A 25,918-nucleotide genomic window follows, 5' to 3' on the forward strand; every position below is an offset into this window, starting at 1 on the left:
CCTTGCCGGTCACCAGCAGGGCGCGGAAGACGTCGGCGGAAAACAACCGCCGCGTGGAATCCAATATCTTCTGCGGTGTCATGGCGGGCTTACCGGCGCGGAAGATATCCACGGCGGCCTGCGGACTGACGGTTGTCTCGCGAATGTCCACGGCGCTAACCAGATCGCTCGCCTGCCTGGCGCTCGCCTCGGTATCGGCATTTTCGACCTGGATCGACAGCGCCGTATCCATCTGCGCATATTCGCGGTCGATCTCCAGCTGGCTGGGCGGGCTGGCCTTGGCGTCTTCCACGATGGCGCGGACATCGGCCAGCGCCTTTTCCCAATCATCATTGGCAGGAATGATCGACATAAAGGTGCCGTCCGCCGAACGGCTGACATCCTGCTGCTCGACACTTGCTTGCAGGAAGCTGCCCCCGGCCCGCGCCGCCTGTTCCAACCGGCGACTGATGATCTGCAGCGCCAACATGTCGGTCAGCTTGTCCTGATTATACAGGATCGTGTCGGCCCGCGGCTTCCACGGACGCAGCCAAGCCGCCGTCAGGCCGACCGGCGTGCCGGGTTCGACCAGCACCCGCGTCGCCGGACTTTTTGGATCGGGCTTGCCGAAGTCGGGAATGGCCGCGCCCTTGCCCGTTGCGCTCCAATCCGCGAAATTGTCGCGGATCAACTGCTCGGCCTGCGCGGGGTCGATGTCGCCCGCTATCGCAATCACCGTATTTTCAGGGCGATACCAGCGCTGGTGAAAGGCAGCCATCGCCTTGGCTGTCGCGGCGTTCAAAGTGGCGATAGTGCCGATGGGTGAATGATCGGCCAAAGGCTGCCCGGCGAAGAAATGCTGGCGACTGGCATCCGATACCCGCATCTGGGTGCCCTCGCTTTCCCGCCGCTCGGCCAATACCACCGCGCGCTCGGCGGCGATGGCGCTATCGACGATGTTGGGATCAGCCATCATACCCGAAAGAATTTTCAAACTTTCGTTCAGGCTTGCCTGTGTGGCTTGGGGCAGGTCGAGTGCATAAGTGGTGCCGGTCGGCGACGTGACGGCGTTGCTGTCGCTGCCGAAGGTCACACCCAAACGCTGCCAGATACGTTTGGATTCGCCGTCCGGCACATGGCGCGACCCACGCATCGTCAGATGCTCCATATAATGGGCATATCCCATTTCATCGGGCCGCTCCATCAAGGAACCGGCATCGATCCGCAACCGCACCGACACCTGCCCCGGCGGCACGCCGTTACGCCGGATGGCATAGCGCAACCCGTTGGACAGCGTGCCGAAATGCCAGGCGGCATCGATCGGCACATCGCTATTTTCATATAGCCAGGGGCGCGTCTGCGCCTGCGCAGCGCCTGTCTTGGCAAGGGCGGTCGGCGATTGCGTCTGTGCGACAAGCGGCACGGACGACACCGACAGCAACAGGGCGAGAACGGAGAGCGAAGTGGCCGAACGGCGGGGGAAAAAATGCATAGGCCTAGCAGCCTAGCGACACTTTCCTGAATGGCCACTGACAATCATCGTCAGGACGGGAGACTGTTGCCCCCATCAGGTGGAGCGCGCCGGAACCCCGTCCCGGCACGCTCGATCCTATTTTATACGCGCGGTGCGCCAGTGCGCTGGACGGCGCTCTTGTGCGCGCCGACCGGGCCGCCGCTGCGGCGACGACGGAAGGGACGCTTCTCGCCACCCTCGGAGTCGGGGCGATGGGCGCGATCCGGGGTGCCGCGCGACTGCTTCTGGCCGTCCTGATATTTGCGCTGGCCATCGGCGCGACGCGCCTGCTGCTGGGGCGACTGGCTCGGACCCTTTTTCGGGGCGGCGGGCTTGGGCATGTTGCGCACCGCTTCCATGAAATTCTCAGGCAGCGCTTCGATTTCCAGCTTTACGCGGGTCGTCTTTTCGATCGCCTTGAGGAAAGGCCGTTCGTCATCCGCCACGAAGCTGATCGCGATGCCTTCGGCCCCGGCGCGCGCGGTGCGGCCGATACGATGGACATATTGTTCCGCCACATTGGGGATTTCAAAGTTGATGACATGCGACACACCCGACACGTCGATGCCGCGCGCAGCGATATCGGTCGCGACCAGCAGCTTCACCTTGCCCTGGCGGAAAGCCTGCAAGGCCGTGGTGCGCTGGCCCTGGCTCTTATTGCCATGGATCGCGAAAGCATCGATCCCGGCGCCTTCCAGGAAACGCACGACACGGTCGGCACCATGTTTGGTGCGGGTGAAGATCAGGGCGCGATCAATCTCTTCGCTCTTAAGCATCAGGTGGAGCAGCGCTTGCTTTTCCGCCTGGTTCACGAAGATCGCGCGCTGACGCACACGTTCCGCCGTGGTCGACTGCGGCGCGACGCTGACCTTGACCGGATCGTTGAGGAACTGGGCGGCGAGCGCTTCGATTTCCTTGGGCATGGTGGCCGAGAAGAACAGATTCTGCCGTTCGCGCGGCAGCATCTTGGCGACGCGCTTCAACGGCTGGATAAAGCCCATGTCCATCATCTGGTCGGCTTCATCGAGAACGAAGATTTCCGTGTCCTTGATGATCAAGGCGCGCTGGTCGATCAGGTCGAGCAGGCGGCCAGGCGTTGCGACGACGATATCGACGCCGCCAGCCAGAACGCGAATCTGCTTGTTGATCGGCACGCCGCCGAACACGGTTTCGACGCTCAGCTTGAGGAAACGGCCATAGTCGCGGAAGCTCTGCGCGATCTGCGCCGCCAGTTCGCGGGTCGGTGCCAGCACAAGCATCCGACAGCCCTTGAGTGGCGTCACCTTGGGATTACGCGCGAAATAATCGAGGCTGGGCAGCGCAAATGCCGCCGTCTTGCCGGTGCCGGTCTGCGCGATGCCGCACAGATCCTTGCCTTCCAACAGCGCCGGAATGGCCTTTTGCTGGATCGGCGTCGGGGTAACGTAATTTTTGGAGGCGAGCGCCTTCATGATCGGCTCAGCCAGACCAAAGTCATTGAATTCCATGTGTAAACTCACAAGTGGGCCATGCGCCAACCTGATCTGCGGACGCAGCAAGGGCGCTAAGGCGGGTTACGAAACGACCCGCGTGAAAAGGGAAGCCTCAAACTTGACGCAGACTCTCATTGGCCGGTCCGTGAGCCCTTTGTGACTGCTTCAGCCACCATAGGTTTGCGGACGATCACGCTGCCAATCGCTGTGGAACCAAAATGGTTCCTCTGCTGCGCTGCAACGCATATGGCGAAGGCGCAGGCAAAAAGCAAGCGGCCGCAACATCCTGTCGCGGCCGCTCATTTTCTCGGTCGAAAGGGCTCAGAGCGTTATTTCGACATGCTTGGTCTTCATTTCGTCACGCACATCGCCACCGAACATCATCTTGAACACGCCCGTCAGCGACATGTCCGCGCGCCAGATTTCTGCCGATCCAAGATCAAAGCGCAGCATCAGCAGGTTGGGATCATTCCGCCCGCCCGGGTACCAGGCTTCGACCTGCTTGGACCAATAACGATCGATGACCGCCGCATCCGTCTCTTCGGTCAATGTCCCGTCGATGCAGGCGAACAGGTCATGATCCTTGGCGGCATATTGCGCCATCGCCGGACCGCCTGGGGCCAGTCGATTGTCGCGGCTGGTGTAGAACCAGAAGCAATGATTGGCATCGGGATCGAGCTGCGCCGTCATCGGCAGGCTATGCTCATGGCTGTTCTGCAGACCGATCATCACGAACGGGCTGCTTGCCAGATCGCTCCAGAAACGGTCGCGGATTTCGGATTCGGTGCTCATATGCGCTCTCCAATTGCTTCCCCCAATCAATCGACGGCAGCCAACGAAGTTCCCCGCCGCTTGATCTTGAGCCTGCTTGCCTCCACATAGCGTCCATGCTGATCGAGACCGAACTGACGCCCAACCCGGCGACCATCAAATTCCTCCCCGGCCGCACCGTCATGGGCGCGGGCACCCGCGATTTCGCGACGCCGGAGGAAGCCGAAGCTTCGCCGCTCGCCGATGCGCTCTTCGGCCTTGGCGACGTAACCGGCGTCTTTTTCGGCAGCGACTTCATTTCCGTCACGATCGCGCCGGGTTCCGAATGGTCTGATGTAAAGCCGGATATTCTCGCGACCCTGCTCGAACATTTTTCCGCCAACATGCCGCTCTTCAAGGCTGGCTCCGCTGCCGAAATCAGCGTGCCCGGCGATGAGGGCAGCTTTGGCGATGATCCGGCGGATGCCGAAATCGTCGAACAGATTCGCGAACTCATCGATACGCGGGTGCGCCCGGCTGTTGCCAATGACGGCGGCGACATCATCTATCGCGGCTTCGACAAGGGCACCGTCTATCTCAAGATGCAGGGTGCCTGCGCCGGTTGTCCCTCGTCCACCGCGACGCTCAAGAACGGGATCGAGCAATTGCTCAAACATTATGTTCCCGAAGTCACGGAAGTCCGCGCGGTCTGAACCGCGCATGTGATTTGGCAAAACGCGACTGATCGACTAACCGCTAGGCGAATCCGCTCTTTTGCGGAGCCTAAAGGGAGTATCCTTTGCGCCTGCTGGTGATCGACACTGCGACACAGGCCTTGTCCGTGGCGTTGCTGGAAGACGGCGCGCTCATCGGCCGCCATCATGAAATCGTCGGGCGCGGCCATGCCGAAGCCTTGCTGCCGGCCATCGCTGCCCTGCCCGACGGCGGACGCGCCGACGCCATCGCGGTGGATGTTGGGCCGGGCAGTTTCACCGGCGTCCGCATCGGCATCGCCGCCGCGCGCGCGCTGGCTTTGGCCTGGGCGCTCCCGCTCCATGGTTACAGCGCCCCGTCGATCATCGCCGCCAGTGCCGCGCGGCAGCATCAGGGCGACGATCCGATCATCGTCACTATCACCGGCGGTCATGGCGAGCTTTTCTGGCAAGGCTTCACCAGCGACGGCATGACCGCAACCGGCCCGGTCCAATCCACGCCCATCGCCCTCCTCGCGGATCAGATCAGCGCGCCTATCATCTATGGCACGGGGGCCGAGGCGCTAGTCACCGCGCGCGGCGCAGGCGCGGCGCTGACCCTTTATCCCGATGCGGCCGACTATCCGTTGATCGCCGACCTGCCCCCCCTTTCCTCGACGCCCCTCTATGGCCGGGGTGCCGATGCCAAGACGATCGCGGAGCGAGCAGCATCATGATGCCAGAGCTGATCTTCGACACTTATGACGAGGGCGAACGCAACGCCATTGCCGACGCCATGACGGTCATGGACGCCGCCTTCGACCCGGTCTTCGGGGAGGCGTGGACCTCTGCGCAACTCGCCGGTGTCATGATGATGCCGGGCACGTGGCTGACAGTCGTGCGGATTGATGCGGCCCCGTTGGGCTTTGCTTTGGTGCGATCCGTCTTGGACGAATGCGAACTGTTGTTGCTCGCGGTCGACCCCTTGTGGCGCGGTCGCGGTGTTGGCGAAGCGCTGTTGCGCGACAGTTTGATGCGTGCGCGCCGTAGGGGCATCACATCGATGAACCTGGAAGTACGCGCTTCAAATAACGCCATAAAACTATACGAAAAAACCGGCTTCGAATATGTGCATCGTCGCCCCGGTTACTATCGCGGCAATGATGGACAACTTCATGATGCTCTGAGCTTTCGTATTGACATGCGGATATGAGCCTATAGCCCCTTGCGAAATGAGGCTATACCGTCTAGCGGAAACCTACCGCTGCAGAAATCCATTTCCACCGGCGGGTCGCATTATAAAAAGCCTTCGTAGGAAATAGAAAAATGGAAACCGAATCGGCACAGAGCGAACTGCTCATTACTTTGACGTCCGACATCGTCGCCGCACATGTCTCCAACAATAGCGTCGCCGTCTCCGACGTCGCCACGCTGATCCAGAATGTACATGGTGCATTGTCGGCGCTCAACGAGCCGGTCGCCGCGCCTGAAGTCAAGCCGGAGCCTGCCGTCTCGGTTCGCTCTTCGATCAAGCCTGACTTCATCATCTGTCTGGAAGATGGCAAGAAGCTCAAGATGCTCAAGCGCCATCTTATGACCCATTATCAGATGACCCCGGACGATTACCGCGCCAAGTGGGGTCTGCCGGCCGACTATCCTATGGTCGCCCCCAATTATGCCGAACAGCGCCGCAATCTGGCGAAGAAGATCGGTCTGGGCACCAAGCGCCGCCGGACCACTCGCGTCGCAAAGTAAGTCTTTGCCCGCATGAATAAGGGAAGCCAGGGGCGCATCGACGATGCGCCCCTTTCCTGTATCTGGCCTTTCCTGTCCGCGTAAAAGCCGCTAGGCAATGGGTCTTTCCCCGGACTTTCCATTTGAGCGAGCCTTCATGAACCGCAAGATCGACGTCGAAGCCCTGTGCCATGAAAAAGGCCTTCGCATCACCGAACAACGGCGCGTGATCGCTCAGGTGTTGAGCGACGCCATGGATCATCCCGATGTCGAGGAACTGCATAAACGGTCCGCGATGATCGATCCCGGCATCTCGATCGCCACCGTCTACCGTACCGTTCGCTTATTCGAGGAAGCGGGCATTTTGGAACGGCATGATTTTGGCGATGGCCGCGCCCGCTACGAAGCGGCGCCGGAATCCCATCATGACCATCTGATCGATGTCGAAACCGGCAATGTCATCGAATTTGTCGACCCCGAACTGGAGCAGCTGCAAAAGCAGATTGCCGAGAAGCTCGGCTTCCGACTGGTCGACCATCGCATGGAATTGTACGGCGTAGCCCTGGAACGGAAGAACTGACGCTGGCGCCTGTCCGCCGCACAGCCCGCATCGCAGCGCTGGTCGCCAGCCTGCTTGCCTGTCTTATCCCCCATCTGCTCTGGAAGCTGACCCGGCAACGGTCACCCTGGCCTCGCTGCTTCCTGGCGCTGGCGGCGCGCGCAATCGGCGCGCGCGTCGAGCGTGCGGGGCAGCCGCATGACGGCGACATGGTTCTGCTCGCCAACCATGTCAGCTGGATCGACATATTGGCACTCGGCGGCTCAACCGGCGCAGCCTTCGTTGCGCATGACGGCATCGCACGCTGGCCGGTGATCGGTTGGCTCGCCGCCCAGAACAACACGCTGTTCGTCGCCCGCGAACGGCGCGGCGCTCTGTCCCATCAACTCGATGCGCTGCGCGCCGCGATGCAAGGGCATCAGCCGGTCGCGCTCTTTCCCGAAGGCACCACCAGCGACGGCAGCGGCCTGCTGCCGTTCAAACCCTCGCTGCTCGCCGTCCTGCTACCACCGCCCCGCGCCGTGCTGATCCAGCCGGTGCATATCGACTATGGCGCAGCGACCGGTGAGATCGCCTGGCATGGCGACGAACCGGCAGGCACCAACGCCTGGCGTGTGCTTGGACACAAGGGGCCGCTCGTCGTGACGCTCCGCTTCCTGGCGCCCTTCGACCCGGCAAGCTGCGCCGATCGCAAAGCCATTGCAGCCACCGCGCGCGACGCGATCGCCGCAAGTATCGCCCTGCACCAGCGCCCTTTCGCTTCTGCCCCGCCCTCTATATAGCTGGTGGTCATGAATCGTACCGATGCCCCCAAAGCGCCTGCCACCTTCCACGTCAAATCCTTCGGTTGCCAGATGAACGTCTATGATGGCGAGCGCATGGCCGAGATGCTTGGCGCGCAGGGAATGACGGCGGCGGACGGGGCCGACGCCGATCTGGTCATCCTCAACACCTGCCACATCCGCGAAAAAGCGGTGGATAAGGTCTATTCCGACATTGGTCGCATGACCCGCGAAGACGGCACCCGCCCGATGATCGCGGTCGCTGGCTGCGTCGCCCAGGCCGAAGGCAGCGAGATCAGCCGCCGGGCCAAGACCGTCGATATCGTCGTCGGCCCGCAAGCCTATCACCGCCTGCCCGACCTGATCGAAAAGGCCGGACGCGGGGAAGAGGCCGTCGATACCGACATGCCCGCGGCGTCCAAATTCGGCGCCCTGCCCGCCCGCACCAAGCAGGCGCGCCCCACCGCCTTCCTGACCATCATGGAAGGGTGCGACAAATTCTGCACCTATTGCGTCGTGCCCTACACACGAGGGGCGGAGATCAGCCGGTCATGGACCGCCATCCTCGACGAAGCCAAGGCGCTGGTCGATGGCGGCGTGAAGGAAATCACCCTGCTGGGTCAGAACGTCAACGCCTGGTCGGGCGAGGATGACAAGGGCCGGATGCAGGGCATGGACGGGCTGGTGCGCGGATTGGCCGAACTGCCCGGCCTCCATCGCATCCGCTACACGACCAGCCACCCCAACGACATGAGCGACGGCCTGATCGCCGCGCATAACGATTGCGCCAAGCTGATGCCCTTCCTCCATCTGCCGGTACAGTCTGGCAATGACCGCATTCTCAAGGCCATGAACCGCAGCCATGATGTGGCGACCTATCTGCGCCTGCTCGACCGGGTCCGTGCTGTGCGGCCCGACATCGCCCTGTCGGGTGACTTCATCGTCGGCTTCCCAGGCGAGACCGATGCGGAGTTCGAGGATACGCTCAAGATCGTCGATGCCGTCGGCTATGCGCAATGCTATTCGTTCAAATATAGCCCCCGCCCCGGCACGCCTGCCGCCGACATGGATGGCCAGGTTCCGGCCGCCGTCATGGACGAGCGCCTCGCCCGACTTCAAGCCGCGATCAACCGGCATCAGGTGGCGTTCAATAGTGCCACCGTTGGTCGCCGCACCGACATCTTGCTGGAGCGCAAGGGTCGCTATCCCGGTCAATTGATCGGCAAGACGCCCTGGCTCCAGTCCGTCCATGTCACCGCGCCCGACAGTGCGATCGGCGACCTCATCGAAGTCGATATCATCAGCGCCGGTCCCAATAGTCTGGCCGGCGACTATAGCAGGAGGAAAGCCGCTTGAACCAAAGCTTCGTCATTCCCGCATGGGCGGGACGCCATCTCCCCGATCTTCCACTGTGGCGGATCTTCACGAGATGCATGACGAGCAAGGGAGGCTGACCATGGGCAAGAAACCCAATACCCGCTTTGGCGGTCCATCGACCGAGCGCGCGCAACTCGAAGTCATCTTCGACAAGCCGCATCTGCTTGGTACGTTGTTTGGCCAATATGACCGCAATCTCGTGGCGATCGAAAATCGGCTGGGCGTCTACATCGCCGCGCGCGGCAACAAGCTGCAGATCGAGGGCGAGGCCCACGCGGCCGCCCGTGCGCGCGACGTCATGACCGGTCTCTACAACCGCATCGTCGCGGGGCAGGAGATCGACACCGGCGCGGTCGAGGCGATCATCGCCATGTCGTCCGAACCAACGCTGGACGGCATCATCCGCCATGATGTCGCCGAACCGCCCACGGTGATGATCCGCACCCGCAAGAAGACGATCGTCCCGCGCTCGGCCACCCAGGTCACCTATATGGAGGCGCTGAACCGCAACGACATCATCTTCGCCCTGGGGCCGGCAGGCACCGGCAAAACCTATCTCGCCGTCGCGCAGGCGGTGAGCCAACTCATCACCGGCACCGTGGACAAGCTGATCCTGTCGCGCCCCGCGGTCGAGGCCGGTGAGCGGCTTGGCTTCCTGCCCGGCGACATGAAGGAGAAGGTCGATCCCTATCTCCGTCCGATCTACGATGCGCTCTACGACACGCTCCCCGCCGAGCAGGTTGAACGGCGCATCGCCAGCGGCGAGATCGAGATCGCACCACTCGCCTTCATGCGCGGCCGGACGCTCGCCAACGCCTTCATCGTGCTGGACGAAGCGCAGAACACCACCATCGCCCAGATGAAGATGTTCCTCACCCGTTTCGGCGAAGGCAGCCGCATGGTCGTCTGCGGCGATCCCAAGCAGGTCGATCTGCCGCAACCCGGCGCATCGGGCCTCGCCGACGCGGTCGCCCGGCTCGAAGGTGTCGAGGGGATCGCCATGGTGCCCTTCGGCATCGGCGATGTCGTCCGCCACCCGGTCGTCGGGCGCATCGTCCAGGCCTATGAGGGGCCGGATGCATAAACGACATAATCGTCCGTTCGCACTGAGCGAAGTCGAAGTGCCCGGCCGAGCAGAGCGAGGCGCCTTCGCTTCGCTCTGGCACGGGCTTCGACTTCGCTCAGCCCGAACGGAAAGCAAGGCATATCATGATTGAAGTCGCTCTCCTCCACGAAGATGGCTGGCTTGGGCCGGACTGGGAACAACTCGCCCAAAGTGCCGTCGCCGCCGCCATCGCCCACAGCCCCTATGCCGCCTTCGCGACCGACCAGGCGCTGTATGAAATCGCGGTCAAGCTGACCAGCGACGCCGAAGTGCATGAGTTGAATCGCGCCTATCGCGACAAGGACAAGCCGACCAACGTCCTGTCCTTTCCGATGGTACAGGCCGACCTGCTGCAAAGCACCGCCAATACTGATGATGGCGAAGTCCTGCTCGGCGACATCGTGCTGGCGGAGGGGGTCTGCGCCGCCGAAGCGGCGGACAAAGGTATCTCGCTTGCCGATCATGCCGTGCATTTGATGATACACGGGACTTTTCATTTGCTCGGATATGATCATATGGACGACAATGAGGCGCAGGCCATGGAAGCGTTGGAAATCGCCGCGCTGGCCAGTTTCGGACTTCCCGATCCCTATGGGGATCGCATGATGACAGGGGATTAGGACTAACTATGGCTGAGGGCAGCCCGAAGGACGGCAACGGTTCCAAGGAATCGGACAGTAGTAACGACGGCGGCTTATGGAGCGGCATCAAGTCGCTCCTGTTCGGCGATGGCGAATCCACCAGCCTGCGACAGGAACTGGAAGAAGCGCTCGACGAATATGACGAGGATAGCGAGGAAGTCGGTGCAGCGCCGCCGACCAAGGGCGACCTGTCGGCGATCGAGCGGCAGATGGTCCGCAACCTCCTCCACTTTTCCGAACATACGGTCGACGACGTCGCCGTGCCCCGCGCCGACATCATCGCGATCGAAGAGAAAGCAAGTTTTGCTGATCTCGCCGCGCTGTTCGCCGAAGCGGGCCATAGCCGTATCCCGGTCTATCGCGACACGCTCGATACGATCGTGGGCATGGTCCATATCCGAGATGCCTTCGCCATATTGGCGGGTAAAGACCCGGTGCCGGACACGCTCGAACCGCTGATCCGTCAGCCGCTCTATGTGCCCGAAAGCATGGGCGCGCTCGACCTGCTCGCCGAAATGCGCGCCAAGCGCACGCATCTTGCCATCGTTCTGGACGAATATTCGGGCACCGAAGGGCTGTTGACCTTCGAGGATCTGGTCGAGGAAATCGTCGGCGAGGTCGAGGATGAGCATGATGATGCCCCCGAAGCGATGCTGGTCCCACTGGACGATGGCCTGTGGGAAGCCGATGCCCGCGCCGAACTGGAGGACGTCGCCGAGGAAATCGACGAGAAGCTGGGCGATATCGACGAGGATGTCGATACGCTGGGCGGCCTCGCCTTCGTCATCGCGGGCCGCGTGCCTGAACCCGGCGAAATATTGATGCATGACCAAAGCGGCTGGAAACTCGAAATCCTCGCCAGCGACGGACGGCGCGTAACCCGGCTGCGGCTGCACCCGCCGATCAAGCGGGCGGTCGAAGAGGAGGGCTAAGGCAACCCCAGCAAAATTTAGTTACGGACGGGAAATATTAAGGGCTGGGCTCTAGCATCGCGGTCATAGAGTAAAGTGCGGCGGCGATGCGAAGCGAACGGATCAGGACAAGAACGGGCGCCCGGAGCGCCGACATGCTGCTGGCCGCGCCATGGGGCAGGCTGGAAAAGCTGTTGCTGACGGCCATCGCCATCGCCACCCTCTTCTGCGCACTGATCACGCCGCCCTTTCAGGCGCCCGACGAAAATCAGCATTATATGAAAGCGCTGCTGCTGTCGGAGGGCCGTGTCCTGACCGAACAGCGCGGCGATCTGATCGGCGCGACCTTACCGCGGGCCGCCGTAGACTTTCACGCCGTCGATTTCCCCACCGATGTCCCGCCCACGCTGCGCCGTTTCGATCGCGCCATGCTGGACCGAAGCGGCAATGCCGATGCGCAGCGGCCCGGCACCGCCTTTGCCGATTTCCCCAATGTCGCCAGCTACGCGCCCACCCTCTACGCCCCCGGCGCGGTCGGCCTGTATCTTGGCGATGCGCTCGACCTGTCGCGGCGCGATGCCTTTTATGTCGGTCGACTGGTCAACGCGGCGACAGGCTTGCTGCTGCTGATCGCCGCGCTCCAATGCCTGCCCTTCGGCCGCAATGCCCTGCTCGCAACTGCATTGCTCCCGACCTTCGCCTATCAGACCGGATCACTCTCGCCCGATGCGGTCATCAATGGCCTCGGCTTTCTCGGCCTCGCTCTCGCGCTGCGGATCGGCTTCATGGGCGCATCCCCCGCCCGCGCCGCCGGATTGTTCATCACCGCCCCGCTTCTGGCCCTCGCCAAAGGCGTCTATCTTCCCATCATGACGGCAGGCCTGCGCTGGCCGCAGGACCGCCGCGACTATCGGCCATGGTTGCTGATCGGCGCGATGCTGGTCGGCGCCGTCGGCTTCATCCTCTGGATGAAATGGTCCGGCGGCAGCCAGGCGCTCTACCATATCCAGTCGCGCCGCTCCGGCGAAACGATGATGACCGCGCCCCTCGCCGACCAACTGGCCGTCATCCTGCGCGATCCGCTGGCCTATGTCCGCATCCTCATCTCCAGCGTGACCGAACGCGCGCCCGTCTACGCTCTTCAGATCGTTGGCCGCTTCGGTTGGAACGCCATCCTACTGCCCCTGATCGCCTATCCGCTTGCCCTGCTGATGCTCGGCACAGGCATCGCGACTGGCACAGGCGCGCGTTTCGGCATCGGCCAACGGCTCTGGTGGCTGGCGGTGGCGGGCGGCATTGCCTTGCTGATAGAAACCGCCATGTATCTGACCGGCACGCCGCTGGGTGCCGACTATATTCAGGGCACGCAGGGCCGCTATTTCCTGCCAATCCTACCCCTGATCCTGATCGCGCTCTCACCCGACCGACCGATGCGCGGCGCGCCGCGCCTGTTCGCGGGCACCGCCCTGCTGCTGCTCGTTATCGCCGCCGCAACGCTATTCGACAGTTTCTGGATCCATGGCTTCATCACCACCGACGGCATGCCACCGCATGACAGCCTCGCCCGCGCCTTGCTGCTACCCTCGCCGCGCTGGTAACCACACCCGGCACAGCAGCAGCCAGCCGAAACCGGTGACCCAACCCGCCATCACATCGCTCGGCCAATGCACGCCCAGCCACACCCGGCTGACCCCGATCAGCGCGATCATCACGCCCGCCGCCCAATAGACGCTGCGCCGCCCGGCCAGCATCGCCAGCGCGCCGAACAGCATCATATTGCCTGCCGCATGGCCGCTCGGAAAGCTGTAACTCTGCACGATGTCGAGATGCGGCAACAGGTCGGGGCGCGGCGCGGCGAATATCTGTTTGAGGATCAGGTTGAGCGCCGTACCCCCCGCCATCATCAGCGCCAGCCACAGCGCATCGGCCCGCCGACGTCCCCACAGCAAAAGGGGAAACATCACCGCCAATATCGCAAATCGGCCGATCGTGTCGCCGATCGCCGTCGCCAGCCGCATCAGCGCAATGGAAGGCCCGCCCCAGGCGCTATCGCGCGCCTCGCCCGCCGCGCCCATCAGCCCGACATTCAGTCCATCCAGCCACCCCGCGCGTTGCATCCACGCAACGGCGACGACGCACAAAAGCGCGAGGACCATAGCCCCCGCGCCTTTCTCCCGTGTCCAGCGATCAGATATGGATCGCACGCCCATAAGCGGCCAGCACGCTCTCGTGCATCGATTCCGAAATGGTCGGATGCGGGAAAACCGTGTGCATCAATTCCGCCTCGGTCGTCTCCAGCGTCTTGCCGATCGTATAGCCCTGGATCATCTCGGTCACTTCCGCACCGATCATATGCGCGCCCAGCAGTTCGCCGGTCTTGGCATCGAACACGGTCTTGGTGAAGCCCTCCGCCTCACCCAGCGCGATCGCCTTGCCATTGCCGATGAAGGGGAACATGCCGACCTTCACCTCATAACCCGCTTCCTTCGCCTTGGCTTCGGTCAGGCCGACGCTGGCGATCTGCGGGTGGCAATAGGTGCAGCCCGGAATGTTGCGCACGTCCATCGCATGGGGATGGACATCCTTGTTGCCCAGCGTCTGCGCGATCATCTCGGCGACGATCACGCCCTCATGGCTCGCCTTGTGCGCCAGCCATGGCGGCGCCGTCACGTCGCCGATCGCCCAGATGCCATCGACATTGGTGCGGCCATAGGCGTCGGTCTTGACGTGGAAACGCTGGTCCGGCTCGACGCCGACTTCTTCCAGACCCAGATTTTCGACATTGGGGACGATGCCGATAGCGACGATCACATGGCTATATTCCGCTTCGATCGCCTTGCCCGTCTTGTCCTTGATCGTCGCGGTCACGCCCTTGTCACCGGTCGCGATCTTTTCGATCTTGGCCCCGGTCAGCACGGTCATGCCCTGCTTCTTGACCGCCTTTTCCAGGAAAGCGGACACATCGGCATCTTCGACGGGGACGATGCGGTCCATCATCTCGACCACGGTCACGTCCGCGCCCATGTCGTTGTAGAAGCTCGCAAATTCGATACCGATCGCGCCAGACCCGATGACCAGCAGCTTGGTCGGCATTTCCGGCGGCGTCATGGCGTGGCGATAGGTCCACACCCGCTTGCCGTCGGCCTTGAGCTGCGGCAAGTCGCGGGCGCGCGCACCAGTCGCGATGATGATATGCTTGGCCGTCAGTTCCTCGGTCTTGCCATCCTTGGTAACGGACAGCTTGCCCTTCGCCACCAGCTTGCCATCGCCCATATGGACGGTGATCTTGTTCTTCTTCATCAGGTGGGTGACGCCCTGATTGAGCTGCTTGGCAACGCCGCGCGACCGCTTCACCACCGCTTCGATGTCCGCCGTGATATTGTCCGCGGCCAGGCCATAATCCTTGGCATGCTGCATATAATGGAAAATCTCCGCCGACCGCAGCAGCGCCTTGGTCGGGATGCAGCCCCAGTTGAGGCAGATGCCGCCCAGATTTTCGCGCTCGACGATGGCCGTCTTGAGGCCGAGCTGCGCAGCGCGGATCGCGGCAACATAGCCGCCGGGGCCGGAGCCGAGGACGATGAGATCGTAGGTATCAGCCATGGGTCACACTCGCTTCTTGTAATTAGGCTTCCGCGATCGGCGGAACGGAACGGGGCTGGCGATCCTCTCCGATCGCCACGAAGGTAAAGGTCGCCTGGGTAACGCGATAGGATCGGTCGTCATGCCGCGCACGACGCCACGCTTCTACCGCAATCTTCATCGACGTGCGCCCAACGGATTTGAGGGTAGCGAACACCGAAACCTCGTCACCGACCACGACCGGACGCAGGAACGTCATGCCCTCCACCGCAATCGTCACGGCACGGCCATGGCTGTAGCGCGCAGCCACCGATCCTGCCGCCGAATCCATCAGGCTCATCAGCCAACCGCCGAAAATATCCCCATAGGGATTGGTATCGGCGGGCATGGCGATGACCCGCACCGCCGGGTGATGCTCCGGCGGCTGCTCGTCAACGAACGGCATCAGGCCAACATGCCGATCGGGTTTTCGATCAATTCCTTGAACGCCTTCATCAACCGCGCCCCATCGGCGCCGTCGATGGCGCGATGGTCGAAGCTGCCGGTGGCCGACATGACGGTCGCGATCTGCAGGCTGTCATCGACCACGAACGGCCGCTTCTCGCCCGCGCCGATCGCCATGATCATGCCCTGGGGCGGGTTGATGACCGCCTCGAACTGCTTGATGCCGAACATGCCCATGTTCGAGAGCGAGGCGGTGCCGCCCTGATATTCTTCCGGCTTGAGCTTGCCGTCCTTGGCGCGGCTGGCCAGATCCTTCATCGCGTCGGAGATGGCGGCGACGCCCTTGCTGCCGGCATCGGTGATGATCGGGGTGATGAGACCACCGGGGATCGACACCGCGACCGAAATGTCGGCGCGCTTGAACTGCAGCATCTGGTCGCCCGCAAACTGGACGTTGCATTCGGGCACTTCGGCCAGCGCCACGCCGAGCGCCTTGATCAGCAGGTCGTTGACCGACAGCTTGACCTTGCGGCTGGCAAGCCCCGCATTGAGTTCGCCGCGCAGTTTGAGCAGCTTGTCGAGCTGGATATCGACCGTCAGATAGATGTGCGGCACTTGCTGCTTGGATTCGGTCAAGCGGCGCGCGATCGTCTTGCGCATGCCGCTCAGCTTGACGACCTCGTGCGGAATGCCGAAATCCTGCGCGCCGGTCGGCGCGGTCGGTGCCGGGACCGCCGGAGCCTTTTCGGCGGGGGCGGCAGCAGGCGCCGCGGCCGACTTGGCCGTGCCAGCCTTGGCCCCGTCCAGATCGCCCTTCACGATGCGGCCATTGGGACCGGAACCGGTGACCGCCGCCAGATCGATGCCCTTGTCCTGCGCCAGACGGCGCGCGAGCGGGCTGGCCTTGACCCGACCCTCGGCGGGGGCAGCAGCGGCGGGCACAGCCGCAGCCTTTGGCGTTGCGGCAGGCGCTTCGGCTTCCGCCTTGGCAGGTGCCGCCCCGGCCTTGGGCGCAGCTTCGCCACCACCGGCGGCGACGGTCGAGACGTCCTCACCTTCTTCGGCGATGATCGCGATCACGGTGCCGACTTTCACGCCTTCGGAGCCTTCGGATACCAGGATCTTGGCGATCACGCCTTCATCGACCGCTTCGAACTCCATCGTCGCCTTGTCGGTCTCGATTTCCGCCAGCAGATCGCCGGACGATACCGTATCCCCTTCCTTGACCAGCCATTTGGCCAGCGTCCCTTCCTCCATGGTGGGGGACAAAGCGGGCATCTGGATCGTCTTGCTCATGCGTTCTGGGCCTCTTCTTCAATTATGCGGCACGCGCCATTTGCTGTTCGTTTTCACGCATTCGCCGGAACGGTCAAGGGACGCCTTGCGCCAAAGCCGATTATGGCCCACATTTCACCCCTATGGTTCGTTCAGTTCGATTGACCGAACGGCATGGCCATCAAATCTTTGCAGGGGCAATATTCAGTGCGGGCATATCTGGTTGTCGTGGACGAATCGCCGGCGGCTGAAACCGCGCTGCGCTTTGCCGCGCGACGCGCAGCCAAGACCGGCGGAACCGTCCGCATCCTCGCCCTGATCCCGCCGGCCGAGTTCGTCCAATGGGGCGGCGTGCAGGCCACCATGGAGGATGAAGCGCTGCAACGCGCCGAGGCGCTGGTAACCAGTGCAGCCGGAACATTGATGGATGAATCCGGCATCCGTCCCAGCATCACCGTGCGCCAGGGCGAAGCCGTTGCTGTCGTGCGCGAAACTCTCGACGAAATGGACGATGTCGCCGCACTGGTATTGGGCGCTGCCGCCAGCGGCCCGCCCGGCCCTCTGGTATCGCATTTCGCCGGAGCAGATGCGGGCCGAATGCCCTGCCCCATCATGGTCATCCCCGGCGCGCTCGACGCGGAATCGATCGACCGCCTGAGCTAAAGGCGCACACTCGATCCTCCCCGTCATTCCCGCGAAAGCGGGAACCCATCTCCCACCCAAACGCCCCTAACCCGACGTCGAGATCGAACCACCACAGCACGGGCAAACACGCCTCTGCTGCCAATTACCGCTTATGCTTACCCCGCTTCGCGCCCACATGCCGGATGTTGATCGGCCGCCCGCGATGGCTGCCCGGCCGTGTCCGGTCGCGCTTCATCGGCCCGCCGCGCGGCGCGGGATGATCGGGCAATTCGAAGCGTAGCGATCCGTTGATCGGGTCCGCTTCGGCCAGCCGTAATTCCAGCCGCTGGCCGACCGTATAGCGATCGCCGCTCTCGACCCCTTCCAGCGCCTTGCCCGCCTCATCATAGAAGAAGCGTTCCGCTCCCATCGTCGATACCGGCACTAGCCCGTCACCACCCAGTCCATCGACCGTAGCGAAGAAGCCGAAATTCTGAACCCCGGTAATCCGCGCCTTGACCAGCTCGCCGACATGGGCGGCCAGGAACGCGGCAACATAGCGATCGACCGTATCGCGCTCGGCCTCCATCGCGCGCCGTTCATGGCCGGAGATCATCTCGCCGACCTTGCCCATATTCTCATAATCCTCCTGGCTCAGCGAGGATCGATCGGGGATGGTCCCGTCCTTGGGCGCGGGCAGTTCCAGCCCATAAGCCCCGACCAGCGCGCGATGGACCAACAGGTCGGCATAGCGGCGGATCGGCGAGGTGAAATGGCTATAGGAGCCAAGCGCCAAGCCGAAATGCCCCATATTCTGCGGGCTATAATAGGCCTGGGTCTGGCTGCGGAGGATCTGCTCCATGATCTGCGGCTTCGCTTCCGCTTCCCCTACCCGCTTGATCAGATGGTTGAAGGTCGCGAGCCGGATTACCTGCCCCAACGCAAATTCGATGTCGAAGGTCGCCAGATATTCCTTGAGCGCGACCAGCTTGTCCCGGCTTGGCGGTTCATGGACGCGGTACATGACCGGTGCCTTCTTCGCTTCCAGCGCTTTGGCCGCCGCGACATTGGCGGCGATCATATAATCCTCGATCAGCATATGCGCGTCCAACCGTTCGCGAACAGCGACGCTGACGATCTTGCCCCATTCGTCCAGCACCACCCGCCGTTCGGGCAAGTCGAGCGCCAATGGCTCACGCGCCAGCCGCGCCTTGTGCAACAAGGCCCAGCAAGCCCAAAGCGGCTTGAGCGCCGTTTCGAGCAATTCATGCTCGCCCGTGCCGTCGATCGCCGCCTGCGCATCCTCATAGGCCATGACCGACGCGACGCGGATCACCGCGCGACTAAAGCGCCAGGCGGTCACCTTACCCTGCGCATTGATGGTCAGGTGGCACGCCATCGCCGCCCGGTCCTGTCCGGCCCGAAGCGAACACATGTCCGACGATAGCTGATGCGGCAGCATCGGCACGACAAGGTCTGGAAAATAAACGCTATTCCCGCGCTTGCGTGCTTCGCGATCGAGCGCGCTGCCGGGGCGTACATAGTAGCTGACGTCGGCAATCGCGACGATCGCGCGAAACCCACCACTATTGTCCGGGTCGCTGTCCGCTTCCGCCCACACGGCATCATCATGATCGCGCGCATCCACCGGATCGATCGCGACGATCGGCAGATGGCGCAGGTCTTCGCGCTTCTCCTCATGCAGCGGCAGGGCAGCGGCGACCAGCGCCTCTTCCTCGGTTGCTTCGGGAAAGACATGGGGGATGCCATGTTTGTGAATGGCGATCAGGCTGAAGCTGCGCGGGGCGAAGGGGTCGCCCAATATATCGGTCACCCGCGCCGAAATGCGCGGCGGACGACCGGACGGCTCGGCCAGAACGAGGTCGCCCTTCTTGGCGGTGCCGGCATCGCTGATCGGCGTATCCTTGCGAATGCGCTTATCCACCGGGCGCAGCCATAATTTGCCGTCGGCCATCTCTTCGACCACGCCCAGCAGCATTTCGGTCGCCTTGGCGAGCTTCTTCATCGGATGCGCGACCCAGCCGCGCCCCGCTTCCTCGGTCCGCGCCAAGATGCGATCGCCGATGGTCAGCGCGCCGCGCTTGCCGCGCTCCACGATGCGCAGGCGCGGCGCGGGTTGGCCTTCTGCCTCCCACCGTTCGGGCGTAGCGATCAGCGTCGTATCATCGACATCGATGATCCGCAGTACTGTAACCTTGGGCACCCCGCCCAGCTTGTGAAAAGCGCGCGCCGGGCCAAGGTCGATCAGCCCTTCGTCAGCCATATCCTTGAGCAACGCCTTGAGCGCGATCTTCTCCTGCCCCTTGAGGCCGAAGGCCTTGGCGATCTCGCGCTTGCCCGCGGGCTGGTCCGATGTGGTGATGAATTCCATCACCTGATCGCGTGTCGGGAAGCCCGCGGGGCGGACCTTGTCCGGTGTCTTGTGCTTTTGGGTTGATGCCATATCCCTAGCTATAGGGACGCCGTCCGTGTGACGCCAGCCCTGGTCCGAACCGCTGTTCTACTGACCCGTTGCCATCGTTCTTTATTTGTTCTAATCTTCGTGATGGCTATCGAAAAAGGCAGAGGCGCGACCGTCAATGGCGAAAGCCATCGCTTCAATCTGCCGCAGCGCGCGGTAGACGGTGACTGGCTCGATCTGGCCATGCTGGAAGGCGCACTCCCGCGACTCCGCACCGAAGTCACGGTCGAACGACCACGCACCATCATCGCCCGCAATGCCTCACCCGACATCGGTTTCGACCGATCGATCAACGCCTATCGCGGCTGCGAACATGGCTGCATCTATTGTTATGCGCGGCCGAGCCATGCCTATCATGACCTCTCGCCGGGGCTGGATTTCGAAACCAAGCTGTTCGCCAAGCCCGATGCCGCCGCCCTGCTGCGCGCCGAACTGGCCAAGAAAAATTACAGCGTCGCGCCGATCGCGATGGGCACCAATACCGATCCCTATCAACCGATCGAGAAGGATTGGCGGATCACGCGGCAAGTGCTGGAGGTGCTCGTCGAAACGCAGCACCCGACCTTCATCACGACCAAGTCCGACCGCATCCTGCGCGACATCGACCTGCTTGCAGACCTGGCGCGTGACAATCTGGTGGCGGTGATGCTCTCCATCACCACGCTCGACCCCAAGGTCGCCCGCACGCTGGAACCGCGCGCACCCCATCCCGAACGCCGACTGGAAGCAATCGCGCAACTGGCGCAGGCGGGCATTCCCGTGTCGGCCAACATGTCGCCGATCATCCCCGCCATCAACGACCATGAAATCGAAAGCGTGGTCGCCCGCGTCGCAGCGGCAGGCGCGCGAGATATCAACTATATCCTCGTCCGCCTGCCACATGAGGTGGCGCCGCTGTTTCGCGCCTGGCTCGACGCGCATCACCCCGACCGCGCGGCCAAGGTGATGGCCATCATCCGCGACCTGCGCGGCGGGCGCGACAATGATCCCAATTTCGGCATCAGAATGCGCGGCCAAGGGGTATGGGCCGATCTGATCCGCAGCCGCTTCGTCAAGGCGCGGCGGAAGGCGGGCTTTGGCGACGATCGGCTGACCTTGCGCACCGACCTGTTCCACCCACCCGAAGGCGCGCAGCCGCGGCTCTTCTGATCAGCCGACCAGCCGCATGCCCGACCGGCGCGTGCGCGTCTTGTAGCCGTCCGCCTTCACATCCATCCGCTCGAAGCGATGAATGGTCAGACCCCGGATCGCACCGATCGCATCGACCTGATCCGCCCCCAGGCTGAACCTGTCGCCCAGGAAGACGCGCGCCGCCTGGCCATCGCTGACCGGCGCGCGCAGGAAGATTTCGCTGCGTCCGCCTTCGGCCTGCCCCAATATCTCGGCAAGCTTGGCAACCGCCTCGGCCGTTTCCACATCGACCGTCAGTTCCATGCGTGAGGCACTGGCGATCTGGCGGAAGGGTTCCACCCCGCGAACAGTAACACGCGGGGTTTCCTCGCCCGGTAGCCGGTCCAGTTCCACAACCAGCAGGGCGCAATCACCGTCGCGCGCCAGTTCTTCGATCGCCTTGCATGCATCTTCCTCGAAACAACTGGCCTGAAACTGGCCGCTACTGTCGGAGAAGGTCGCGTTGGCGTAGCGCGCCCCGCGCTTGGTTTCGCGCCAGCGCACATCTTCCACCATGGCCGCCATGATGGTCATGACGCGCCCTTCCTCGTTGGGCATGCCCACCGGCTGCTGACAGACCGCGCCATAGCTGCGCGCGCCGCGCGCGTCGGCCAGATGGCGGTAGCGATCGACGGGATGGGCGGAGAAATAGAAGCCGAACGCCTCCTTTTCCTGCGCCATGCGATCGGACACGGTCCAGGCCTGATGCGGCGGAATGCGAACATCAGCATGGGGCGTCTCAACGTCGCCGAACAGGCCACCCTGCCCGCTCTCCCGCGCCTGCGCCGCGCTGACGCCGACGGCCAGGATCGTTTCTGCGGCAGCATGGACTCCCGCACGGTCGGGATGGACATCATCGAACGCCCCCGCCGCCGCCAGGCTTTCCAACTGCCGCCGGTTGAGCAGACGCGGCTCGATACGGTCGGCGAAATCATCCAGCGATTTGAATGGCCCCGCCGCATCGCGCTCCGCGACCAACTGGTCCATCGCCTTCTCGCCCACGCCCTTGAGGCCACCCAGCGCATAGCGCACGGCAAAGCCCAAACGCGGGTCTTCGCCTTCATAAGGGACAGCCTCGACCGAAAAGTCCGCCTGGCTTCGGTTGATGTCGGGCGCAAGGCAGGTCAGCCCCATGCGGCGCATATCATCGACGAAGATCGTCAGCTTGTCGGTCAGATGGATATCGAAAGCCATCGACCCGGCGTAGAATTCCGCCGGATAATGCGCCTTAAGCCAGGCCGTCTGATAGGCGAGCAACGCATAGGCGGCGGCGTGGCTCTTGTTGAAACCATAGCCTGCAAATTTGTCGATCAAGTCGAACAGTTCGTTCGCCTTGGCCTTGGGAATGTCACTCTTGGCGGCGCAGCCCTCGACGAAACGCGAGCGCTGCGCGTCCATCTCCGCCTTAACCTTCTTGCCCATGGCGCGGCGCAACAGGTCGGCGTCGCCAAGGCTGTAGCCCGCCAATATCTGCGCTGCCTGCATCACCTGTTCCTGATAGACGAAGATGCCATAGGTTTCTTCGAGGATCGGTTTCAGCAATATGTGGGGATATTCGATCGCCTCCTGCCCGTTCTTGCGGCGGCCGAACATCGGAATATTGTCCATTGGGCCAGGCCGGTAGAGCGAGACAAGCGCGATGATGTCGCCGAAATTGGTCGGTCGGACGGCGGCGAGCGTCTTGCGCATGCCTTCGGATTCCAACTGAAACACGCCGACCGTGTCGCCACGCTGGAGCAGGTCGTAAACCGCGCTATCGTCCCAGGCGAGCGTATCGAGATCGACCGTCACGCCGCGCGCCGCCAAAAGCTGGACCGCTTTTTGCAGCACCGACAGCGTCTTGAGCCCCAGAAAGTCGAACTTTACAAGGCCAGCGCCCTCGACATATTTCATGTCGAACTGGGTCACGGGCATGTCGGACCGAGGATCGCGATAGAGCGGCACGAGCTGCTGCAAGGGCCGGTCGCCGATCACCACGCCGGCGGCATGGGTGCTGCTGTGGCGGGGGAAGCCTTCCAGCTTCATCGCATAGTCGATCAGCCGTTTGACCTGCGCGTCATTGTCATATTCGGCGCGGAACTCGGCAACGCCGTTCAACGAGCGTTCCAGCGTCCAGGGGTCGGTCGGGTGGTTGGGCACCAGCTTGGCTAGACGGTCGACCTGGCCGTAGCTCATCTGGAGCACGCGGCCGGTATCCTTCAGAACGGCGCGCGCCTTCAGCTTTCCGAAGGTGATGATCTGCGCGACATGATCGACGCCATATTTCTGCTGGACGTAGCGGATGACTTCGCCGCGCCGGGTTTCGCAAAAATCGATGTCGAAGTCGGGCATCGACACACGTTCCGGGTTCAGGAAGCGTTCGAACAGCAGCCCCAGTTGCAGCGGATCGAGATCCGTGATCAGCAGCGCCCAGGCCACGACCGACCCGGCACCCGAACCACGGCCCGGACCCACCGGAATATCATGATCCTTGGCCCATTTGATGAAGTCGGCAACGATCAGGAAATAGCCGGGAAAGCCCATCTGAATGATGATGTCCGTCTCGAACTGGAGCCGGTCGAGATAAGGCTGACGGGCGGCGCTATCGATGATCCCCAGCTTGGCGAGCCGGGCGTCAAGGCCCGCACTCGCTAAGTCGCGCAGCATCCGCGCCTCGCCCTCGATATCGCCAGCGAGGCTCGGAAGGATCGGCTTGCGCTTGGGCGCGGCGACGGCGCAGCGTTGCGCCACGACCAGCGTATTGGCGAGCGCTTCGGGCAGATCCTCGAACAGCCGCTTCATTTCGCCGGTCGGCTTCATCCAGGCGTCGGGCGAACTGGTCCGCCGGTCGGGCATATCGACATAGGCGCTGTCCGCGATGCACAGCATCACATCATGCGCAGCGTGGAAATGCGGCTCGGTAAAACAGGTCGGGTTGGTGGCGACCAGCGGCAAATCGCGCGCATAGGCGAGATCAAGAAGATGGGGCTCGGCCTTGCCTTCGACGGGATCGAGACGGCGGGAGAGTTCGACATAGAGCCGGTCGGGAAATAGCGCCTGCAGCCGGTCGGCATAGGCGAAAGCCGCGTCGGGCTGATCCTCGGCAAAGAGGCGTGCCAACGCCCCCTCCCCGCCTGCGGTCAGCGCGATCAAGCCTTCGGTCCGTCCTTCCAGCACGTCGAGGCCGACATGAGGCACTTCTTCCAGGGGACGGTCGAGATGCGCCATCGAAACGAGCGCGCAGAGATTGTCATAGCCCGTCGCGTCCTGCGCATAGAGGGCGAGCCAGTCATGGACCGCCGACGCATTGGCCGGACGGCCGGGCCGCAAGATGCCGAGCATGGCGCCGATGATCGGCTGCACCCCGTCGCTCTTGCACGCATCGGAAAAGGCCATCGAGCCATAAAGGCCGTTGCGGTCGGTGATGGCGGCGGCGGGAAAACCCAGCGCCTTGGCCTGTTTCGCGATGACCTTGGGATCGATCGCGCCTTCCAGCATGGTGTAGGAGGAGAATATGCGGAGGGGAACGAAAGCGGCATGAGGCATGGCCCCAATATGCACCTGCCGCGATTCGACGCCAGCCCCCTGCGCATCATTCTTCCAAATCGCACAATGATCTTGCCTTCGGGGCGTCCTGCTGGTCAAATTCCGCCACAAACAGGGAGAAGGCCATCATGACGGACATGAACCCGGTTTCCACGCCCCCCGGACTGATCGACAGGGCGAAATCCATATTGCTCAAACCCAAAAGCGAATGGGAGGTCATCGACGCTGAACCTGCCAGCGTCGGTAGCATCTTCATCGGCTATGCGATGATCCTGGCCGCGATACCGCCGCTGGCCGGGCTGATTGGTGGCCAGATGTTCGGCTATGGCGCGCTTGGCATAAGCTTTCGGCCATCGCTGGTCGGCGCCGTTGGCAGCGCCATTGCCCAATATGTCTTTTCACTGATCGGCCTGTTCGTGCTGGCCTGGCTGATTAACTTGCTGGCACCCCGGTTCGGCGGCCAGAAGGATATGATCAAGGCGGTCAAGGTGGCGGCCTATTCGGCGACGGCAAGTTGGCTGGCCGGAATATTCCTACTGCTACCGATGCTCGGCATATTGAGTATATTGGGGCTCTACAGCCTCTATCTCCTGTATCTCGGCTTGCCACGATTGATGCGGGCACCAGCCGACAAAGCCATGCCTTATACGATCGTGACGATCGTCGCCGCCATATTGCTGTCCCTCCTTGCCGGTGCCGTCGCCGCGCCCTTTTCGCGATTTGCAGCGCCATCAGTGGGGGACTCCGCAGTCGATGGGCAAATGACCATTCCGGGTGTCGGCACGGTCGATCTCGGCAAACTCGACGCCGCCGGCAAAAAGATGGAGGAAGCCGCGCGCAAGATGGAGGACGCGGCCAAGACCGGCGCGCCCGCCGTCGCCCTGTCCCCGTCCGCGCTGCAGGCGTTGTTGCCTGAACGAATCGGTCGGTTCGAGCGGACCGAAATCGAAAGCGCGGGAATGGCTGGCGGCGCGCAAGCGAGCGCCCGCTATCAGGCAGGCGACGACGATATGAAGGTGGAAATCATCGACATGGCGGCGATGGGCGCGATGACCGGGATCGGCGCAGCGTTCAATGTCCAGTCCAACCGAGAAACATCGACCGGCTATGAGCGTACCCAGACGGTCGATGGACAGTTGGTCAACGAAAGCTGGGATAAGGAAAGCCGCAATGGCAAATATGCGACGAGCATTGCCAATCGCTTCATGCTGTCAGCCAGTGGCACCGTGGCCAATATCGACGAACTCAAGTTTGCGGTCCAGACGATCGGCCCGGAGAAGCTGGCCGCGATGGCGCAGTGA

23 protein-coding genes are annotated in these 25,918 nt (G+C 62.9%); 14 read left to right on the plus strand and 9 right to left on the minus strand.

Translation table 11 applies throughout. From position 1 onward, the window contains the following. From IL54_RS07955 to IL54_RS07965, 3 genes are all read right to left on the minus strand, one after another. Window positions 1-1,471, minus strand: a 1,471-nt coding sequence (locus tag IL54_RS07955) for a M16 family metallopeptidase (protein ID WP_037478119.1), incomplete at its 3' end; no start/stop codon positions are given. Between the two features lie 122 nt (window positions 1,472-1,593). After that, entirely contained in the window at window positions 1,594-2,979 is a 1,386-nt protein-coding gene (locus tag IL54_RS07960; protein WP_037474553.1) for a DEAD/DEAH box helicase, read from the minus strand. Window positions 2,980-3,285: 306 nt separating this feature from the next. Then, window positions 3,286-3,756: a pyridoxamine 5'-phosphate oxidase family protein gene (locus tag IL54_RS07965; protein WP_037474556.1), complete on the minus strand. Its 471-nt coding sequence runs from the start codon at window positions 3,754-3,756 to the stop codon at window positions 3,286-3,288. A gap of 95 nt (window positions 3,757-3,851) precedes the next feature. Between IL54_RS07965 and IL54_RS07970 the strand changes: the two genes are divergently transcribed. The 11 genes from IL54_RS07970 (at window position 3,852) to IL54_RS08020 (ending at window position 13,113) form a co-directional block, all read left to right on the plus strand. Continuing rightward, window positions 3,852-4,427: a NifU family protein gene (locus IL54_RS07970; protein ID WP_037474559.1), complete on the plus strand. Its 576-nt coding sequence runs from the start codon at window positions 3,852-3,854 to the stop codon at window positions 4,425-4,427. 86 nt (window positions 4,428-4,513) lie between these two features. Continuing rightward, window positions 4,514-5,143, plus strand: coding sequence for a tRNA (adenosine(37)-N6)-threonylcarbamoyltransferase complex dimerization subunit type 1 TsaB (tsaB, locus tag IL54_RS07975; RefSeq protein WP_037474561.1), 630 nt, complete (start codon window positions 4,514-4,516; stop codon window positions 5,141-5,143). After that, entirely contained in the window at window positions 5,140-5,619 is a 480-nt protein-coding gene (gene rimI / locus IL54_RS07980) for a ribosomal protein S18-alanine N-acetyltransferase (RefSeq protein ID WP_037474564.1), read from the plus strand. The genes tsaB and rimI overlap by 4 nt, the downstream gene beginning before the upstream one ends. Window positions 5,620-5,732: 113 nt before the next feature. Continuing rightward, window positions 5,733-6,161, plus strand: a complete 429-nt coding sequence (locus IL54_RS07985; RefSeq protein WP_037474566.1) for a MucR family transcriptional regulator — start codon at window positions 5,733-5,735, stop codon at window positions 6,159-6,161. Between the two features lie 136 nt (window positions 6,162-6,297). Continuing rightward, window positions 6,298-6,720: a Fur family transcriptional regulator gene (locus IL54_RS07990; protein WP_037474568.1), complete on the plus strand. Its 423-nt coding sequence runs from the start codon at window positions 6,298-6,300 to the stop codon at window positions 6,718-6,720. A gap of 2 nt (window positions 6,721-6,722) precedes the next feature. Continuing rightward, window positions 6,723-7,481: a lysophospholipid acyltransferase family protein gene (locus IL54_RS07995; RefSeq protein WP_037474569.1), complete on the plus strand. Its 759-nt coding sequence runs from the start codon at window positions 6,723-6,725 to the stop codon at window positions 7,479-7,481. Window positions 7,482-7,490: 9 nt separating this feature from the next. Next, window positions 7,491-8,837 (plus strand): tRNA (N6-isopentenyl adenosine(37)-C2)-methylthiotransferase MiaB, encoded by a 1,347-nt coding sequence (miaB, locus tag IL54_RS08000; protein WP_037474571.1) that lies wholly within the window; start codon window positions 7,491-7,493, stop codon window positions 8,835-8,837. A gap of 100 nt (window positions 8,838-8,937) precedes the next feature. Further along, window positions 8,938-9,942 (plus strand): PhoH family protein, encoded by a 1,005-nt coding sequence (locus tag IL54_RS08005; RefSeq protein ID WP_037478120.1) that lies wholly within the window; start codon window positions 8,938-8,940, stop codon window positions 9,940-9,942. Between the two features lie 125 nt (window positions 9,943-10,067). Then, window positions 10,068-10,583, plus strand: a complete 516-nt coding sequence (gene ybeY, locus IL54_RS08010) for an rRNA maturation RNase YbeY (RefSeq protein ID WP_037474573.1) — start codon at window positions 10,068-10,070, stop codon at window positions 10,581-10,583. 8 nt (window positions 10,584-10,591) lie between these two features. Further along, window positions 10,592-11,536, plus strand: a complete 945-nt coding sequence (locus IL54_RS08015) for a hemolysin family protein (protein ID WP_037474576.1) — start codon at window positions 10,592-10,594, stop codon at window positions 11,534-11,536. A gap of 134 nt (window positions 11,537-11,670) precedes the next feature. Beyond that, complete coding sequence (locus IL54_RS08020; protein ID WP_237748817.1) at window positions 11,671-13,113, plus strand: DUF2142 domain-containing protein; 1,443 nt, start codon at window positions 11,671-11,673, stop codon at window positions 13,111-13,113. Here the strand turns inward: IL54_RS08020 and IL54_RS08025 are convergent. The 4 genes from IL54_RS08025 to IL54_RS08040 are packed head-to-tail and all read right to left on the minus strand — an operon-like array spanning window position 13,093 to window position 16,837. Then, window positions 13,093-13,725: a phosphatase PAP2 family protein gene (locus tag IL54_RS08025; protein WP_037474582.1), complete on the minus strand. Its 633-nt coding sequence runs from the start codon at window positions 13,723-13,725 to the stop codon at window positions 13,093-13,095. The genes IL54_RS08020 and IL54_RS08025 overlap by 21 nt on opposite strands. Further along, the gene (gene lpdA / locus IL54_RS08030; RefSeq protein WP_037474584.1) at window positions 13,703-15,118 is read right to left on the minus strand and encodes a dihydrolipoyl dehydrogenase; all 1,416 of its coding nucleotides are present in this window, start codon (window positions 15,116-15,118) and stop codon (window positions 13,703-13,705) included. Before lpdA ends, IL54_RS08025 begins: the two co-directional genes overlap by 23 nt. Window positions 15,119-15,140: 22 nt before the next feature. Then, on the minus strand, window positions 15,141-15,542 hold the full coding sequence (locus IL54_RS08035) for an acyl-CoA thioesterase (RefSeq protein ID WP_037474587.1): 402 nt from the start codon (window positions 15,540-15,542) through the stop codon (window positions 15,141-15,143). Beyond that, window positions 15,542-16,837, minus strand: a complete 1,296-nt coding sequence (locus tag IL54_RS08040) for a pyruvate dehydrogenase complex dihydrolipoamide acetyltransferase (protein WP_037474589.1) — start codon at window positions 16,835-16,837, stop codon at window positions 15,542-15,544. The genes IL54_RS08035 and IL54_RS08040 overlap by 1 nt, the downstream gene beginning before the upstream one ends. 186 nt (window positions 16,838-17,023) lie before the next feature. Between IL54_RS08040 and IL54_RS08045 the strand changes: the two genes are divergently transcribed. Then, window positions 17,024-17,479, plus strand: coding sequence for a universal stress protein (locus IL54_RS08045; RefSeq protein WP_037478122.1), 456 nt, complete (start codon window positions 17,024-17,026; stop codon window positions 17,477-17,479). A gap of 124 nt (window positions 17,480-17,603) precedes the next feature. Here IL54_RS08045 and rnr read toward each other — a convergent pair whose 3' ends face one another. After that, window positions 17,604-19,904, minus strand: a complete 2,301-nt coding sequence (gene rnr / locus IL54_RS08050; protein ID WP_037474591.1) for a ribonuclease R — start codon at window positions 19,902-19,904, stop codon at window positions 17,604-17,606. 102 nt (window positions 19,905-20,006) lie between these two features. Here rnr and IL54_RS08055 point away from each other — a divergent pair, with 102 nt between their 5' ends. After that, a complete protein-coding gene (locus IL54_RS08055) occupies window positions 20,007-21,071 on the plus strand; it encodes a PA0069 family radical SAM protein (protein WP_037474600.1) in 1,065 nt (354 codons plus the stop codon). Here the strand turns inward: IL54_RS08055 and dnaE are convergent, their stop codons facing one another. Continuing rightward, window positions 21,072-24,617: a DNA polymerase III subunit alpha gene (gene dnaE / locus IL54_RS08060; RefSeq protein ID WP_037474602.1), complete on the minus strand. Its 3,546-nt coding sequence runs from the start codon at window positions 24,615-24,617 to the stop codon at window positions 21,072-21,074. Between the two features lie 128 nt (window positions 24,618-24,745). Here dnaE and IL54_RS08065 point away from each other — a divergent pair, with 128 nt between their 5' ends. Then, on the plus strand, window positions 24,746-25,918 hold the full coding sequence (locus IL54_RS08065; RefSeq protein ID WP_037474605.1) for a Yip1 family protein: 1,173 nt from the start codon (window positions 24,746-24,748) through the stop codon (window positions 25,916-25,918).

Source organism: Sphingobium sp. ba1 (assembly GCF_000743655.1).
Lineage (GTDB): Bacteria > Pseudomonadota > Alphaproteobacteria > Sphingomonadales > Sphingomonadaceae > Sphingobium.

Excerpts from the sequence above, each read along its gene's own strand:
- IL54_RS08035 (WP_037474587.1), bottom strand. The coding sequence starts at position 15,542 with ATGCCGTTCGTTGACGAGCAGCCGCCGGAGCATCACCCGGCGGTGCGG.
- lpdA (WP_037474584.1), bottom strand. The coding sequence starts at position 15,118 with ATGGCTGATACCTACGATCTCATCGTCCTCGGCTCCGGCCCCGGCGGC.
- IL54_RS07985 (WP_037474566.1), top strand. The coding sequence starts at position 5,733 with ATGGAAACCGAATCGGCACAGAGCGAACTGCTCATTACTTTGACGTCC.
- IL54_RS08065 (WP_037474605.1), top strand. The coding sequence starts at position 24,746 with ATGACGGACATGAACCCGGTTTCCACGCCCCCCGGACTGATCGACAGG.
- rimI (WP_037474564.1), top strand. The coding sequence starts at position 5,140 with ATGATGCCAGAGCTGATCTTCGACACTTATGACGAGGGCGAACGCAAC.
- IL54_RS07960 (WP_037474553.1), bottom strand. The coding sequence starts at position 2,979 with ATGGAATTCAATGACTTTGGTCTGGCTGAGCCGATCATGAAGGCGCTC.
- rnr (WP_037474591.1), bottom strand. The coding sequence starts at position 19,904 with ATGGCATCAACCCAAAAGCACAAGACACCGGACAAGGTCCGCCCCGCG.
- IL54_RS08025 (WP_037474582.1), bottom strand. The coding sequence starts at position 13,725 with ATGGGCGTGCGATCCATATCTGATCGCTGGACACGGGAGAAAGGCGCG.
- miaB (WP_037474571.1), top strand. The coding sequence starts at position 7,491 with ATGAATCGTACCGATGCCCCCAAAGCGCCTGCCACCTTCCACGTCAAA.
- IL54_RS08055 (WP_037474600.1), top strand. The coding sequence starts at position 20,007 with ATGGCTATCGAAAAAGGCAGAGGCGCGACCGTCAATGGCGAAAGCCAT.
- IL54_RS08015 (WP_037474576.1), top strand. The coding sequence starts at position 10,592 with ATGGCTGAGGGCAGCCCGAAGGACGGCAACGGTTCCAAGGAATCGGAC.
- IL54_RS07970 (WP_037474559.1), top strand. The coding sequence starts at position 3,852 with ATGCTGATCGAGACCGAACTGACGCCCAACCCGGCGACCATCAAATTC.
- IL54_RS08020 (WP_237748817.1), top strand. The coding sequence starts at position 11,671 with ATGCTGCTGGCCGCGCCATGGGGCAGGCTGGAAAAGCTGTTGCTGACG.
- dnaE (WP_037474602.1), bottom strand. The coding sequence starts at position 24,617 with ATGCCTCATGCCGCTTTCGTTCCCCTCCGCATATTCTCCTCCTACACC.
- IL54_RS07990 (WP_037474568.1), top strand. The coding sequence starts at position 6,298 with ATGAACCGCAAGATCGACGTCGAAGCCCTGTGCCATGAAAAAGGCCTT.
- ybeY (WP_037474573.1), top strand. The coding sequence starts at position 10,068 with ATGATTGAAGTCGCTCTCCTCCACGAAGATGGCTGGCTTGGGCCGGAC.
- IL54_RS07965 (WP_037474556.1), bottom strand. The coding sequence starts at position 3,756 with ATGAGCACCGAATCCGAAATCCGCGACCGTTTCTGGAGCGATCTGGCA.
- IL54_RS08040 (WP_037474589.1), bottom strand. The coding sequence starts at position 16,837 with ATGAGCAAGACGATCCAGATGCCCGCTTTGTCCCCCACCATGGAGGAA.
- IL54_RS08005 (WP_037478120.1), top strand. The coding sequence starts at position 8,938 with ATGGGCAAGAAACCCAATACCCGCTTTGGCGGTCCATCGACCGAGCGC.